We start from the raw sequence: 14,824 nt of genomic DNA, 5'->3' as shown, positions 1-14,824 counted from the left end.
CATAGGCTGGCGGTCGTGGCCGCGAACCCGCCCCTGCTGGACGACATGGTCCTCTTCGCGGAGGTGGTGGCGGCGGCCAGCATCACCTCCGCGGCGGAGCGCCTGGGCCTGCGCAAGTCCACGGTGAGCCGCCGGCTGGCCGCCCTGGAGGAGCGCCTGGGCATCCGGCTGCTCGAGCGCAACACGCGCAGGCTCCGCCTCACGGAGGCGGGCCGCGAGTACCACGCGCACTGCGCGCGGCTCGTCGCCGAGGCCCGCGAGGTGAACGCGGCGGTGAGCGAGTCACGCGGCACGCCCCAGGGCACGCTGCGCATCGCCACGCTGTCGCTGCTGGGCGAGCTGCTCACGCCCGTCATCGCGGAGCTGCTCCTGCACCACCCCCGGCTGCGCGTGGAGGTGTCGCTCGCGCAGACGCACGTGGACCTCATCGCGGAGGAGTACGACCTGGCGCTGCGCACCGGGCCGCTCGCGGACTCGTCGCTGATGGCGCGCAGGCTCGGGCGTCTGCGCACAGGCTACTACGCCAGCCCGCATTACCTCGGCCGCCACGGCACGCCCCGGACGCCCGAGGCGCTGACGGCCCACGAGTGCATCCTCCTGGCCGAGTCCGGCACCGACGAGGTGTGGTTCTTCGGAGAGGGCCGGAGCGCGCGCACCGTGCCGGTGACGGGCCGCCTGCGCGTGCCGAGCGAGCGCGCGGGCCAGGCGGCGGCGCGAGCGGGACTGGGCATCGTGCGGCTCGCGGCGTCGCTGGTGGCGGACGACGTGCGCGCGGGGCTGCTCGTCCCCGTGCTGGAGGCGGACACGCCTCCGGGCCTGCCCATCTTCGCCGTCTACCCGAGCAGCCGGCAGTTGCCCCTCAAGGTGCGCGCCTTCCTCAAGCTGCTGTCCGCGCGCGGCGCCGCGCTGCCGTGGCAGGAGGAGTAGAGGGCTCCTGGCGGAACAATGCGTCCCGCCAGGGGCGCTCGTCGCGGCTGCCGGCCGCGATTACATCCCGTGGACACGAGGCGCGGCCCCACGTGAGGCCCGCGCCCTTCACGCGAAGGATGGGCCCCATGGCTGGCGACGTCATTGAGCTGGGAGACGCGGAGTTCCAACGGGAGGTGCTGGAGTCGAACGAGCCGGTGCTGGTGGACTTCACCGCCACCTGGTGCCCGCCCTGCCGGGTCCTCGCGCCGGTCATCGACTCACTGGCCGCCGAGTACAAGGGCCGGATGAAGATGGCCAAGCTCAACGTGGACGACCACCCGCGGACGCCCGAGCAGTACGGCATCCGCGCCATGCCCACCCTGCTGTTCTTCAAGGGGGGGAAGGTGGTGAAGCAGGTGGTGGGCGCCGTGCCCAGGGCGAAGCTGGAGGAGGCCGTGCGTCAGGTGCTCTGACGCTCAGCCCACGCCGCCGGACGGCACCGGGCCCGCGAGCCGCGACTCCACGAAGCGCCGGGTCGCGCTGAGCGCCGCCTCGATGCCGTCCGCGCGCGAGCCGCCACCCCACGCCACCTCCGGCGAGCCGCCGCCCTTGCCCTCCACGCAGGGCGCCGCCTGGGCCATGAGCTGGCCCGCGTCCACGCCCTGGCCTCGGAGCGCGTCGCTCGCGGCCGTTACCAGCACCACCTTGCCGCCGCGCGTGGCGGTGAGCACCACGCCCACGCTGCCCGCCGCCTGCCGCAGCGCCTCCACCAGCGCCTTGAGGTGCGGGGCCGGGACCTCGCCCAGGTGCGCGGCGACGAGCGCCGTGTCCCCCCAGCGAGTCGCGTCCTGGAGGAGCTGCCGGGCCTGGTCCGCGGGAGCCACGCTCGTGGGCGCCGCGGCCTGCGCGGGCTTGCGGCGCGCCTCCTGCTCCAGCCGCGTCAGCCGCTCGCGCAGGGCCACCACCCGGCGCATGGGCTGCGGCCAGTTGTGCAGGGTCTGCGACAGCGGCGAGAGCGCGCGCAGCCGGGCCTCGCCCTCCAGGCGGGCGGCGGACTCCAGGGAGTCCTCCAGCGCGTCCACCTGCTCGCGCAGCGCCCGGGCCGCTTCGCGCGGCGTCTGTCCCGTGGGCGGTGTGAAGGGCAGCGTCAGCGGTCCGAAGCCGACGATGCCGTCACCATCAATCTTGCGCAGCATCGCGTTCGCCGCGGGCCGCACGCCTCCGTTGACGTAGCGCTGCAGCGTGCGCCACGCGTACTGGCGGAAGCCCGACAGGTGCTTCACGTAATACGCCGTCCAGCGGGGCACCGGCTGCGAGCCGCGCAGGCTCTTGAACGGATCCGCGCCCGGCCCCAGCTCGATGGTGAGCCCCACCTCCAGCGCGTCCTGCATCAGCCGGTGCACGAGCCCCCGGTACAGACCCAGCTCCTGCGGCAGCGACAGGTCATAGCCGAACAGCGGGGACCAGACCGTGTCGTCGCTGACGTGCGTGGCGTAGAAACCGTCCACGCGCCCGTCCTTCACCGCGAGCCAGTACTGGAAGATGCCCTCGCGCAGCGTCCACGCGAACCACTCCTCCGTGAAGTCGAGCGTGGAGTGGTACTTGTCCGCGTTGAGCGACCGGTACAGCTCCCGCAGCCGGGGCGCGCACTCCGGCAGCTCCCGCCCGTCCACGACGCGGTAGCCCGCGGCCTCCAGCAGCCGCCCGTCGCGGCGCCGGTTCTCGCGCACCTGCCGGCTGACCTCGTGCGTGGGCAGCGTCATGCGCGTGTGCGACCCGTAGACGAAGCCGTAGTCCCGCGCGGCCAGCGTGTTGAGCAGCGGCGACGCGTTCGCCGGGTTGATGGCGGGGAACACGATGGCGTGGCCGGGGAACCGCTCGACGAGGAAGGCGGTGAGGCGCTCCAGCCGGGCCTCGTCGAGCTCCACGCTCAGGTTGCGCAGCACCAGCCAGTGGTCCACGTAGACGCACTTGTCGATGCGCGCCGCCTTCAACATCCCGCCCAGCGTCCGCATGGCCCCGCGCATCACCACCGCGCGCGCCGCGCCGTACGTCCGCGCCGTCACCGCCTGCACCGGCAGGCCGATGTAGCGCACCCACAGCGAGTGCAGCGGGGAGTTGCCGTACTCCGCCTCGTTGATGGCCAGCGGGATGCGCAGGTCATCCATCGCCAGCAGCCGCAGGGTGGTGCGGTCGGAGAGGAAGGCGGTGCTGCCGCGCTTCATCAGCGGGACGAAGTAGTCACGCGCCAGACGCGCTTGAGGCGTCTGCGGCCAGGTGCACGTGTCGACCGTGTCCGCGTCGTAGAGGGTCATGCCCTCCACTCTAGCGCTTGAGCGCGCGCTCGATGCGGCGGCGCAGGCCGTCCTCGGACAGCATGCCGCGCTGCGCGTCGATGACCTTGCCGTCCCGGTCCAGGAAGTAGAGCGTGGGCAGCGCGTTCACCTGGAAGGCCCGCGCCATGTTGTCGTCCGCGTAGACGACGTACGGCCGCAGGTCCGGCTGGAAGCGCTGGAGGAAGTAGTCCACCTCCTGGGACGCCGTGGAGCCCTCGTCCCGGCTGGCCGCCACGAAGACGAGCCCCTGGGACTCGTACTCCTTGGCCAGCTTCACCAGGGACGGCATCTCCTCGCGGCACGGCGGACACCAGGTGGCCCAGAAGTCGAGCATCACCACCCGCCCCTTCAGGTCCGACAGCGCGAGCGAGCCGCCCTCGTGCTTCGTCAACTGGAAGGCCGGCGGCGACACCCCGTCCGGCACCAGCCGCGCCCGCTGCGCCTCGCGCACGCCCAGGAACGCCAGCGCCGCCAGCCCCAGCACCGCCACCACGGACAGCGCCGTCTTGGCCTTGTCCCCGCGCGCGCCCGGCGGCGGCGTCCCTTCCGTCCCAGCCTGCTGTGTCATCCGCGTTCCTTCCGTGTCAGGCGGCCGTGCACCCGCGTCAGGGCCCAGCGCACCCCCGCCCGCACCCGGGGCCTGCGCACCACCCACGCCGCCAGCGGAGGGCCCCAGTGATAGTAACCGTCGATGAACCCCTGGCCGAGCCGGCTCTTCCTGAGCACGTCGTCGCGGAAGGCGCGGAAGGCCGTGAGCTCCGGCGCGCCCTCGCCAAAGGCCGCCGTCACCACGAAGCACGACGACGCGGGGCTCACCCACATCAGCTTGCCGTTGGTGAGGTTCACCACGACCTTCAGCTCCCGCTGCTCCGTGTAGAGGAAGGCCAGAAGGTCGCGCCGCGCGGCCGGGAACTCCTGCCCGCCCGCCTCCTCGAAGTCGATGCGCGTGGTGACGGTGCTGCCCACCTCGTCCACCGTGAAGCGGTAGCGCCTGGAGCTGCGCCGGTGCTCCACCTCCAGGCCCTTCAGTTCCCCGAAGTAGGCCAGGAAGGGCACCCGGCACGCCGGGCAGACGAAGCGGTGGTAGGCGTGCGTCGGGACGAAGGCGTAGTCCCCCATGCGCTTGCAGCCCGTGTTGGGGCACACCAGCTTCACGGTCGCCTGGGCCGCGTTGCGCGGGTCGTAGCGCGACAGGCCCGTCCCCTTGTCGAACACCGGCGGCGGCCGGGACGGCTGGCCCACCATCTGACGCGTGGGGTGCGCGGCGCGCTCCAGCTCCTGCGCCTTGCGCCACGCCAGCTCCGCCGCCTCCAGCCGGCCGTCCGCGGTGTGCACCAGCGCCTCCGCGTGCGCGCGGAGGGCCGCCACCAGCCGGTCCACCAGCGGCGACACCGCCGGCTCGCGCGCCACCGCGAAGGCCTCCGCCAGCACCCGCTCCATCTCCGGCAAGAGCGCCTGCGCCGCCTTGCGCGACGGGTCCTCCGCGCGCCGGTACACCGGGGGCTCCGGCAGTTTCGCGAACAACGCCGAGGCCTGGGCCCGCACGCGCTCCAGCGCCGCGTCCCCCCGCCCCACGTCCAATCCCGCCGCCCGCGTCTGGGCGGCCCTGATGAGTTCTTCGGGCTGCAAGCGCCTGGACCTTAAGGGCCCCCAGGGCCCCTGTCAGCGACTCCCGAGCGACAGGTCAGGAAACTCGCCATGTGCCCCGGGCCAATGTAAGACGACGTAGGAGGATGTGAATCATGGGCGTGTTGAAGTTCCTGGTCTGGACGACCTGCGCGGTGGGTCTGGGCGTCTTCCTGGCGCGGGGCAACGTGGATGGCCGTTCCCCCCTGGAGCACATGGAGCGCACCTGGAAGCGCACCGTGAACCCTTCCACCCTGGACAAGGTGAAGGGCAGCGTGGGGGACGCGCTGGAGGACGCGAAGGGCGCCGTGTCGCAGAAGTCCGCCAACGCGGCGGGCCCGCGCGAGCGCATCACCGCCGAGGACCGGGCGGCCATCAACGACATCATCGCCAAGAAGAAGTAGGCGCCGAAGTAGGCGCCGGAGCCGGCGCCGCGGCGGCCATGGGTCCCCGCGGGGCCGGTTGCTGATCGCCGGCCTGCCCCTTCCCCCCGCCCCACCCCGTGCCTAGGTTGCGCCGGGGCATTGGGTTGGACGGTGGTGGGAAGGCGGGGCCCATGGGTTGGACGCGGTTCGGGGGCGGCATCACACTGGCGGTGCTGGCGTGCGCGCTGGGGACGGCGGCGAGCGCCGGGACCCGCCCGCCCGGGAAGCTGTGGCTGGAGTCGCGCAACCGCGCCGTCTCCCGGCAGCACTCCAACATCAGTGAAGTGGCCCGCAAGGCCATGCCGGCCGTGGTGTCCATCACCACGCGCCAGGACCTGGCGGACGTGGCCCCGGGCGAGGAGCCCCAGCGCGGCATCGGCTCCGGGTTCATCATCCACCCGGACGGCTACATCCTCACCAGCGCGCACGTGGTGGACGGGGCCTCGGAGGTCACCATCTCCATCCGCAGCGCCAACGGCTACGTGGAGGAGTTCCCCGCCACGGTGGTGGGCGAGGACGAGCGCACGGACTGCGCGCTCCTCAAGGTGGACGCGCCCCGGAAGCTGCCGGTGCTGAAGCTGGCGTCCGCGTCCCACGTGGGCATCGCGGACTGGGTGGTCGTCATCGGCAACCCGTTCGGGCTGGCGCACTCCGTGACGGTGGGCGTGGTGAGCTACGTGGGCCGCACGGACGTGACGCCCAACGGCCGCGACGGCGACTTCGACTACCTGCAGATGGACGCCTCCATCAACCCGGGCAACTCCGGCGGGCCGGTGTTGGACCTGCACGGCGACGTGGTGGCGGTGGCCAACGCCGTGAACGTGTCCGGCCAGGGCATCGGGTTCGCCATCCCCATCGACATCGCGAAGACGGTGATTCCGCAGCTCAAGGCCCACGGGCGCATGCGCCGCGGGTGGATGGGCATCAGCGTGCAGGACTTCTCCCCGGAGGTGGCGCAGGCCTTCAACCTGAACCCCCGCGGCCGGGGCGTGGTGGTGACGGACGTGGTGGAGGACGGCCCCGCGGCCCGCGCGGGCCTGCGCACCGGCGACGTCATCCTGAACATGGACCGGCTGTCCGTGGAGCGGGCCCACACGCTGCGCTGGCAGGTGGCCGCGCGCGGCGTGGGCCAGCACATCCGGCTCCACCTGCGCCGGCTGGGCCGCCCCATGACGGTGAAGGTGAAGCTGGAGGACCTGCCCCTGGTGGAGGCGCCGCCGTCCACGCTGGCCTCGGGAGGCACGCCGGGCGAGCGTGCCGCCGGAGCCCGCTCCGTGCTGGAGGAGCTGCTCTCCCCGGTGCCGCGCACCCCGTCAAGCCGCTCCGGAGGCATTCCCAAGGCCGAGGACGGCCTGGCTGCCCCCTGACGGCTGGGGCCTCCAGGGCCCTGGCGGGCCTCCAGGCTCCTTGCGTTCCGCGAAACCCGGCGATACACCGTCCGCCTTCACATCGTGGCGGATCCACCCACAGGTGGCGTCACGGGTCTTCAAGCATCGTTTCGCAGGAGAGTCCGTACCATGGCCGAGGCCACCCAGACGACGAAGCCCACCCATTGGCCGCGCACCGCCAAGGGCGGCGGCAAGAAGGCGTGCACCGTGGAGGGCTGCAAGCGCCCCTACCGCGCCAAGAACTACTGCTTCTTCCACTTCAAGAAGTGGCGCCAGGGCGACCTGCCCCACTCGCGCTACCGCGTGTGCTCCAAGCCGGAGTGCCGCGCCAAGGTCGGCCCCAAGGCCGGTCTGTGCGAGAAGCACTTCGCCGAGACCTACAAGAAGGAAGCGGCGGCTTAAGTCGCCCCGGCTGTTCGCGTGGCGCCGGCCCCCCGCCTCAACCGCGGGAGGTCCCCGGCGCCACCGCGCGGCCCAGGTGCTTGAAGGCGTTGAGCCACAGCTCCGCCTCGCGCTGGGTCAGCCTCGCACGCATCAACGTCCGCTCCAGCTCGTGCAGCACATGCTCCGGCGCCTGCGGGTTGAGGAAGTCCGCCGCCAGCATCGCCGCGCGCATGCGCCCGCTCAGCGCGTTGAGCGTCCCCAGCCGCGCGCCGGCCTCCTCCTCCGGGGGCAGCGCGGGCGCGGACGTGAGCCCCTGCCGGTGGCAGAGGTACAGCAGCACCGCGGAGGACTGCGCCAGGTTCATGGACGGCTGCACGTCCGACGTGGGGATGACGAGCAGGTCCTGGCAGTGGGTGAGGTCCTCGTCGGACAGCCCGCGCTGCTCGCCGCCGAACAGCAGCGCCACCCGCCCCCGCGTGCTCTCCTCCGCCAGCCGCCGCGCCGCGTCCTCGGGCGTCAGCGCGGTGCGCTTCTCCACCTGGGTGCGCGACGTGGTGCCCACCACGTACACGCAGTCCTCCAGGGCCTCCTGGAGGGTGGGTGTGACGCGCATGCCCGAAAGGATGTGGCCACCCTTCACGGCCATCTTCTCCGCCAGGCTGAAGTCCTGGACGACGGGTTCCGAGAGGATGAGACGTTCGAAACCGAAGTTCGCCATGACCCGGCAGACCGCACCGAGGTTGTCGGGTGAACGGGTCTGATGAAGGACGACAGTCAGCTCCGCACCTGGACGCATGCACCGGAGTTTAGCTGGTGGTGCGTCGGCGTGATCGGTATATTCCCGTTGATGCGTCGCTGGGTCCCTGGCCTGCTCCTGTCGCTGTCCCTGCTCACCACCGCGTGCGACGGCACGGGTGCCCCCGTGCGCTCCTCGCTCACGGCGCGGCAGGCGCTGAGCAGCTCGCCGGAGGTGGTGGAGTTCGAGTCCCCGGCCGTCCGCCTGGAGCTCTTCCGGGACATCGCGCGCCAGTCGGAGGTCCAGGCCGGGCAGTCCGCGCAGGGCGTGGCGCTCTTCCCCATCATCCAGGGCACCGAGTTCGTCGCGGCGCCGGGCTTCGAGCCCCGCGCGGACCTGCTCCAGCCGCCGGACGCGGGCAGCGGCCTCCAGTTCGTCTTCGACGCGCGGACGGGCGACCGTTGGCCGGAAGACCGGCGGGAGAGCCTGCAGGGCCTGTCGGAGCGCGAGGCCGCGGAGCTGGTGGCGCGCACGCTGCTGGCGCTCTGGGGCGTCCATCCGGAGGGCGCGGTGCGGGTGGACCGGGCGGCGGGCGCGCCGTATGCGGTCGCCTACGTGGACGGCATCCTGCGGATCAACCCGGCGTTCCTCTATCTGGCAACGGCCTACGGTCCTGCTTCCATGGCGGCGGGCCTCCAGTAGAGTCGCGCGCCTCATGAGCTGGCCCCGCTCCCGCCCCTTCCCGGCGGTCAGTGGCCGGGGCCGCGAGGCGCCTCCGACGTGAACACCTCCGCCCTCCACGCGCAACTCACCCACACGCTTCGCCAGACGGACCTGCCGTCGCTCGGCACGCCCTACAAGGGCAAGGTTCGCGACACGTACCGCAAGGGCGACACGCTCATCCTCGTGACGAGCGACCGCCTCTCCGCGTTCGACCACGTGCTCACCACCATCCCCTTCAAGGGCGAGGTGCTGAACCGCCTGGCGGCCTTCTGGTTCGACCGCACGAAGCACATCGTCCCCAACCACGTGCTGGACGTGCCGGACCCGAACGTCACCGTGGCGCGCGCCTGCCAGCCCTTCTCCGTGGAGGTGGTGGTGCGTGGCTACCTCACGGGCAGCCTGTGGCGCGACTACGAGAAGGGCACGCACACCGCCTACGGCGTGCCCTTCGCGGAAGGGCTGCGCAAGGACAGCGCGTTCGAAACGCCCATCCTCACGCCGTCCACCAAGGCCGAGTACGGCCAGCACGACGAGCCCATCTCCGAGGCGGAGATCCTCTCGCGCGGGCTGGCCACGCCGCGCGACTGGGCCCGCATCACGGAGGCGGCCCGGGGCCTGTTCCTGGAGGGCCAGAAGTGGGCGCGCACGCGCGGCCTCATCCTGGTGGATACGAAGTACGAGTTCGGCAAGGTCGGTGACGAGCTCTACGTCATCGACGAGATGCACACCCCGGACTCCAGCCGCTACTGGGTGGCGGACGAGTACGAGGCGCGCTTCGCCCGGGGCGAGGACCAGAAGATGTTGGACAAGGAGAACATCCGCCAGTGGCTCATCCGCGAGCGGAACTTCTCCGGCCACGGCGCGCTGCCCGCCATCCCGGACGACGTGCGCGTGGACCTGGCCACCAAGTACGTGGCCGCCTACGAGCGCATCACCGGCACGTCCCTGGCGCTGACGCCCGGGGACGTGCACTCGCGCATCGAAGGGCACCTGCGGGCGAAGGGCTACCTCTAGGCCCCCCGCCCGAGGCCGCGCTTCTCAGCTCGCGCGGCCGAAGACGCGCTGGAACACCGCGTCCATCTGGCGCGTGTGGTAGCCCGGGGAGAAGCAGTCGGAGACCTCCTCGGGCGTCATCATCTTGAGCAGGTCCGCGTCGTTGAGCAGGGCCTGCCGGAAGTCCACGCCCTCCTCGAACATCTTCATCGCGTTGCGCTGGACGACGACGTACGCGGCCTGCCGGTCCATGCCCTTGCGCGCGAGCTCCAGCAGGAGGCGCTGCGAGTTCACCACGCCGCCCAGCAGGTCCAGGTTCTTCTTCATCTGCTCCGGGTAGACGCGCATGTTCTCCACCAGGCCCGCGAAGCGGTGGAGCATGAAGTCCAGGAGGATGGTGGCGTCCGGACCAATCACGCGCTCCACCGACGAGTGCGAGATGTCCCGCTCGTGCCACAGCGCCACGTCCTCCATGGCGCTCACCGCGTAGCCGCGCAACAGGCGCGCCAGGCCCGTGAGGTTCTCCGACAGGATGGGGTTGCGCTTGTGCGGCATGGCGCTGCTGCCCTTCTGTCCCGGCGTGAAGGGCTCCTCCGCCTCGCGCACCTCCGTGCGCTGGAGGTGGCGGATCTCCACGGCGAACTTCTCCAGGCTCGCGCCCACCAGGGCGATGGCGGTGAAGAACTCCGCGTGCCGGTCGCGCTGCACCACCTGGCTGGAGGCGGGCGCGGGCTTCAGGCCCAGCTTCTGGCAGACGTGCTCCTCCACCGACGGCGGCAGGTGCGCGAACGTGCCCACCGCGCCGGAGATCTTGCCCACGGCGATGGTGTCGCGCGCGTGCTGGAGGCGCGTGCGGCCGCGGCGCAGCTCGTCGTACCAGATGGCCAGCTTGTGCCCGAAGGTGATGGGCTCCGCGTGGATGCCGTGGCTGCGGCCCATCTGCAGCGTGTGCTTGTGCTCGAAGGCGCGCTTCTCCACCGCGGCCATCACGCGGTCCATGCCCTTGAGCAGCAGGTCCACGGAGTCGCGCAGGGTGAGGCCCAGCGACGTGTCCAGCACGTCCGAGGACGTCATGCCCAGGTGCAGCCAGCGGGCGCTGGGGCCCACGCGCTCCTCCACGAAGGTGAGGAAGGCGATGACGTCGTGCTTGGTGGTGCGCTCAATCTCCTCGATGCGCGCGGCGTCCGCCTCGGTGAAGTCACCGGCGCGGGCGAGGCAGTCCGCCAGCGCCTCCTTGGGGGCGAGGCCTTGCGCGACCATGCCCTCCAGGGCGGCGAGCTCCACGTCGCGCCAGCGGCGGTAGCGGGCGACGTCGGACCAGAGGGAGGCCATTTCGGGACGGCTGTAGCGTGGAATCACTCGTAGACCTTCACGGCAAAGTCCCGGCGCGCCGCGAACCGGAGCACTTCCAGCGCGACGTCACAGGACGGACCTGACTTCTTCGCGGCGGTGAGGTTGAACGAGAGGTCCAGGCCTTCGGGCCGCGCCACCGCCAGCGCGCCGGGGTCGACCTTCTCGTGGATGATGCGATTCGCCAGCCTCCCCGCCTGCTGACCGAGCGCCAGCGGGGCCGGCGCGAGCGCCAGCGTCGCGCCCTCCTTCACCTGGCTGGCCGTGAGCGCCACCAGCGGCACCTTGCGGGAGGCGCTGAAGGCGATGAGCGCCTGGACGACGGAGGCGTTGCCCACGGTCTTGTCCGCAACCATCAAGAGGCCGTCCACCTTCCCCGCCGCGGCCTCCAGCACCTCGCCCACCCGCTCCTGCGCTTCCACGGCCAGCGGGATGATGGTCAGCCCCAGGCCCGCGCCAGCGGAGCGGGCCTGCGCCACCGCGCCCGCCGAGGAGCGCGGGTCATGCAGGATGCCCACGCGCTTGGCGCCAGGGGCCACGGCCTTGAGCGCGGCCAGCTCCGGCCCGAAGTCGCTGGTGAGCGCGATGCCGGTGACGTGGGGCGCCTCCAGGCCGTACTTCTCGTGGTACGGCACCATGGCGAAGAGCACGGGCACGTCCTCGCCCAGCGAGCGGCGCGCGGCGTTGGCGGCCAGCGGCCCCAGGGCGAGCACCAGCGCGGGCTTCTGCGCGGCCAGCGACTTGAAGACGCGCGCGGCCTCCGTGGGGCTCTCTTCCAGGGTCAGCTCGGTGACGTCCGCGCGGGCCTCGGACGTGAAGCCGGCGAGGAAGGAGGCGTACGGCGCCAGGCTCGAGGACTTCACGGCCACCACGCGGGGCCGCGTGGGGCCGCGCGAGGGGGCCTGCGCGAGGGCGACGACGGGCAGGAGGAGCGTGAGGAGCGCGAGCCTCCGGAGCGTCGTCCTCACGGCGCGGTCTGGCAGCAGCGGAAGCCCACGTCCGTGGCCTTCAGCGAAGGAGCGCCCCGGCGGCGCGCGGAGCACCGGGCGGTGTCGCCGGACGTGGCGAAGGCGCCGCCCTTGATGATCATCTCCGCGGAGTCGGGGAAGTTGGAGGAGGTCCACTCGGCGACGTTGCCGGACAGGTCCACCACGCCGTAGCCGGAGCGGCAGGACGGGAAGGCCCCGGAGGGCGCCAGGGGGCGGGCCGCGGCCGTCGTGCCGGTGTTGCAGGCCGTCTGGGCCTGCTCGTCGCCGGAGGAGAAGCGCGCGTTGCCAGGGCCCTTGCAGGCCTTCTCCCACTCCTCCTCGGAGCACAACCGCTTGCCGAGCCCTTCACAGGCGGCCTTCGCGTCCAGCCACGTCGCGGAGACGCGGGGCTTCCTGCCGGCCTGGTTGGGGAACTCGTATTCGTCGACGCAGAACGACTCCACCATGACGCTGTCCATGCGCATCTCGTCGGTGGAGCCGGACGCCTGCAGGTCCTCCGGAGACGAGCCCTTCTTGAAGCTGCCGCCGCTCACCAGGCGCATGCCGGCCGGACAGGAGCCCGTGGCCAGGATGCCGTCCGCCGCAGCGGCGGTCCCGGGCGTGGCGGAGGTGGGGCTGTTCTTCGCGGCCTGGGCCTGGCGCACGCGCAGGTAGAGGTAGCCACCGCCCGCGCCCAAGACGACGCCGGCCACCGCGAGGATGATCATCCACACCATCGAGCTGGGGCCGGAGCGGGCCGGCTTCGCCTGGGTGGCCCGCGTCGTGGGGAGCGTGTGCAGGCCGGAGGTGGAAGGCGGCAGCCGGCGCGCGGAGGAGCGGACACCGGATACTTCCGGAGGCGGTTCGCCCTTGCGCGAGCGGCCGCCCGTGGAGTGCTCGCTGGAAGCGCGGACCGCGCCCTGGGCCGCCGAGGCGCGTGGGGCCCGGGGGCCCGACGGCTCCGAGCCACGCGAGTTCACCGACGCCACCGCGCCCGAGGCCCGCGAGTTGCGGCCACCGCGGCTGGAGGAACGGGACTCCGAAGGCTCGTCGTCGTCGGAGCCCCGGCCAGACCGTGACTCCGTGGCGGATGCATCCGCGTTGCGGTTGCTGGACCGGCTGTCGGAAGACGCGTCGCCACGACCGGAGCGCCCATCGCTTGAGGACTCGCCGCGACCAGAGCGTCCGTCGCCCGAGGAGGACTCGCCGCGACCGGAGCGCCCGTCGCTCGCGGAGGACTCGCCGCGACCGGATCGCCCGTTGCCCAGGGCGGCTTCACCGCGACCATTGGAGCGCCCATCGCTGGACGCATCGCCTCGCCCATTGGAGCGCGCATCACCGGACGAAGCTTCACCACGACCGGAGCGCCCGTCGCTCGACGCATCACCGCGCCCCGAGCCGGAGGACGGCTCGCCACGTCCCCCCGCGCGTCCGTCGCTGGAGGAATCACCAGCGCGGGCCGCGCCCTCCGCGGAGCGGGCGCCGCGCGGATCCGCCGGGAACGACGGCTCCTCCGCCTTCGCGAAGATGCGCATCACCGGCTCGGCGGCCTTGGCGGGAGCCGCGCGCGGTTCATCCGCCGCGCGCGAGGCCGCACGGGCCTCCTGCTGCGTCGCCACGTCGGGGGCCTGCCCCAGCAGCCGAGGGTCCTGCGACGACGCCTCCGCGCCCTTGCGGCCCGACGACGCCACCGCGCGCATCTCCTGCTGCGTCGACGCGTCGGACACGGAGCGCGCTTCCGGCCCCGTGATGTAGTCCAGCGCCTTCGCGTTCGACCCCAGGATGGCCGCCAGCGTCGCCGCGTCCAGCGGCTGCGTCGCGTCCGGGGGCGGCTCGTCCTCCACCGCCGGAATGGGCGCGGCCGGCGTGGGCGCGCTCGCCACCGGCAGCATGCCCGTGGGCACGGGCGGCAGGGGCTTGTTCGCCGCGCGCGCGGCCACCGCGGCCGGCGGCAGCGCACCCGAGGCGGGCACCGCGCGCTGCCTGGACGCCGCGGCCGGGTGCCGCTGCAAGAGCGCCGCGAACTCCGCGTGCAGCTCACCGCCCGACTTCGGACGGGCCAGCGGATTCACGTTGAGCGCGCGCCGGTAGAGCGACTCGAACGCGGGCGGCAGGTCCGGATGCCGCACCGACACCTCGGGGACTCCTCCGTCCTCCGGCAGGAGCCCCGTCACCAGCTCCCCCATCAACACGCCCAGCGAGTACACGTCCATGCGCGTGTCCAGCTCCGCGCCATTCACGTACTCAGGGGCGATGTACGCCGCCGCCCGGTGCCCCTTCTGCGCCTGCACGAAGGGCAGGTGCGGCACCGCGAGCCCCAGCCCGTAGTCCGACACCTTCAACATGTCCGGCAGGACGAAGACGTTCTCCGGCTTCAGGTCCGAGTGCGGCCCGAAGCGGTGCGCCCCGTCCAGCGCCGCCGCCATCTGCGCAAGCAGCGGCTCCACTTCCTTCAACGAGAACAACTGCCCCTTCGCCGCGCGCTGCTCCATCATCCGGCGCAGGGACAGCCCTTCCAGGAGCTGCATCGTGAAGAAGGGCCGGTCCCCGTCCACGCCCTCCTCGTACACGCGCACCAGGTTGGGGTGGTTGAGCTTCTTGCCCACCCGCATGGACAGCGCGAACTGCGTGCGCTCCTCCGGCTGCTGCACCAGCCGGGGCTGGATGACCTTCAGCGCCACCTCCACGTCGATGGCCTGGTCCTGGGCGCGGAAGACGAAGCCCAGCGGCCCCGCCCCTACGACCTCCTGGATGGCGTAGCGGTCCGCGACGACGTCGCCCGGCTTGTACGGTGCGCCCTCCGCGCCCCTGCGGCGCGCCGCCCCCGCCGACTGACGCGCGGCCGCGTCGAACTTCTGGCCACACGTGGCGCAGGTTTCACTCGTATCGGGGACATGGCTGCCGCAGCGGTAGCAGAGCAAAGCAGTGAAACTCCAGAACGGGGCCGCGGGGGGGCGGCCTCCCCGGCGGGCGGCCGGGGGGCTCC

14 protein-coding genes are annotated in these 14,824 nt (G+C 72.5%); 7 read left to right on the top strand and 7 right to left on the bottom strand.

Annotated features, from left to right (window positions below):
- The first annotated feature begins 15 nt into the window (after positions 1-15).
- Complete coding sequence (locus tag K8612_RS02805) at positions 16-927, top strand: LysR family transcriptional regulator (RefSeq protein ID WP_223739768.1); 912 nt, start codon at positions 16-18, stop codon at positions 925-927.
- 128 nt (positions 928-1,055) lie between these two features.
- Positions 1,056-1,382, top strand: a complete 327-nt coding sequence (gene trxA / locus K8612_RS02800) for a thioredoxin (RefSeq protein ID WP_014398791.1) — start codon at positions 1,056-1,058, stop codon at positions 1,380-1,382.
- 3 nt (positions 1,383-1,385) lie between these two features.
- On the opposite strand, the gene K8612_RS02795 is transcribed toward trxA, so the two are convergent.
- The 3 genes from K8612_RS02795 to K8612_RS02785 are packed head-to-tail and all read right to left on the bottom strand — an operon-like array spanning position 1,386 to position 4,874.
- Complete coding sequence (locus K8612_RS02795) at positions 1,386-3,224, bottom strand: GNAT family N-acetyltransferase (RefSeq protein WP_223761151.1); 1,839 nt, start codon at positions 3,222-3,224, stop codon at positions 1,386-1,388.
- Between the two features lie 10 nt (positions 3,225-3,234).
- Positions 3,235-3,813 carry a TlpA disulfide reductase family protein gene (locus K8612_RS02790; protein WP_223739770.1) on the bottom strand — a complete coding sequence of 193 codons (579 nt, stop codon included), beginning with the start codon at positions 3,811-3,813 and terminating at the stop codon, positions 3,235-3,237.
- Entirely contained in the window at positions 3,810-4,874 is a 1,065-nt protein-coding gene (locus tag K8612_RS02785; RefSeq protein WP_223739771.1) for a CFI-box-CTERM domain-containing protein, read from the bottom strand. The genes K8612_RS02790 and K8612_RS02785 overlap by 4 nt, the downstream gene beginning before the upstream one ends.
- A gap of 113 nt (positions 4,875-4,987) precedes the next feature.
- Between K8612_RS02785 and K8612_RS02780 the strand changes: the two genes are divergently transcribed.
- The 3 genes from K8612_RS02780 to K8612_RS02770 all read left to right on the top strand — a co-directional run bounded on the left by K8612_RS02780 (position 4,988) and on the right by K8612_RS02770 (position 7,086).
- Complete coding sequence (locus K8612_RS02780) at positions 4,988-5,275, top strand: hypothetical protein (protein WP_120568221.1); 288 nt, start codon at positions 4,988-4,990, stop codon at positions 5,273-5,275.
- A 152-nt stretch (positions 5,276-5,427) separates the two neighbouring features.
- On the top strand, positions 5,428-6,663 hold the full coding sequence (locus tag K8612_RS02775; RefSeq protein ID WP_223761150.1) for a S1C family serine protease: 1,236 nt from the start codon (positions 5,428-5,430) through the stop codon (positions 6,661-6,663).
- A 150-nt stretch (positions 6,664-6,813) separates the two neighbouring features.
- Positions 6,814-7,086 (top strand): vegetative protein, encoded by a 273-nt coding sequence (locus K8612_RS02770; protein WP_223739773.1) that lies wholly within the window; start codon positions 6,814-6,816, stop codon positions 7,084-7,086.
- A gap of 37 nt (positions 7,087-7,123) precedes the next feature.
- Here K8612_RS02770 and K8612_RS02765 read toward each other — a convergent pair whose 3' ends face one another.
- The gene (locus K8612_RS02765) at positions 7,124-7,864 is read right to left on the bottom strand and encodes an RNA methyltransferase (protein WP_223761149.1); all 741 of its coding nucleotides are present in this window, start codon (positions 7,862-7,864) and stop codon (positions 7,124-7,126) included.
- Positions 7,865-7,915: 51 nt separating this feature from the next.
- On the opposite strand from K8612_RS02765, the gene K8612_RS02760 reads away from it, so the two are divergent.
- Both K8612_RS02760 and K8612_RS02755 read left to right on the top strand, forming a co-directional pair.
- A complete protein-coding gene (locus tag K8612_RS02760) occupies positions 7,916-8,506 on the top strand; it encodes a hypothetical protein (protein ID WP_223739775.1) in 591 nt (196 codons plus the stop codon).
- A 78-nt stretch (positions 8,507-8,584) separates the two neighbouring features.
- Positions 8,585-9,541: a phosphoribosylaminoimidazolesuccinocarboxamide synthase gene (locus K8612_RS02755; protein WP_223739776.1), complete on the top strand. Its 957-nt coding sequence runs from the start codon at positions 8,585-8,587 to the stop codon at positions 9,539-9,541.
- A gap of 24 nt (positions 9,542-9,565) precedes the next feature.
- On the opposite strand, the gene purB is transcribed toward K8612_RS02755, so the two are convergent.
- The 3 genes from purB to K8612_RS02740 are packed head-to-tail and all read right to left on the bottom strand — an operon-like array spanning position 9,566 to position 14,759.
- On the bottom strand, positions 9,566-10,879 hold the full coding sequence (gene purB / locus K8612_RS02750) for an adenylosuccinate lyase (protein ID WP_223739777.1): 1,314 nt from the start codon (positions 10,877-10,879) through the stop codon (positions 9,566-9,568).
- Positions 10,876-11,838, bottom strand: coding sequence for an ABC transporter substrate binding protein (locus K8612_RS02745; RefSeq protein WP_223761148.1), 963 nt, complete (start codon positions 11,836-11,838; stop codon positions 10,876-10,878). The genes purB and K8612_RS02745 overlap by 4 nt, the downstream gene beginning before the upstream one ends.
- Positions 11,835-14,759, bottom strand: a complete 2,925-nt coding sequence (locus K8612_RS02740; RefSeq protein ID WP_223761147.1) for an SUMF1/EgtB/PvdO family nonheme iron enzyme — start codon at positions 14,757-14,759, stop codon at positions 11,835-11,837. Before K8612_RS02740 ends, K8612_RS02745 begins: the two co-directional genes overlap by 4 nt.
- Positions 14,760-14,824 lie beyond the last annotated feature (65 nt).

Origin of the sequence: Corallococcus sp. AS-1-6 (assembly GCF_020037015.1) — a bacterium.
Classification (GTDB): Bacteria; Myxococcota; Myxococcia; order Myxococcales; family Myxococcaceae; genus Corallococcus.
This window is presented reverse-complemented; position numbering and strand designations above follow the sequence as displayed.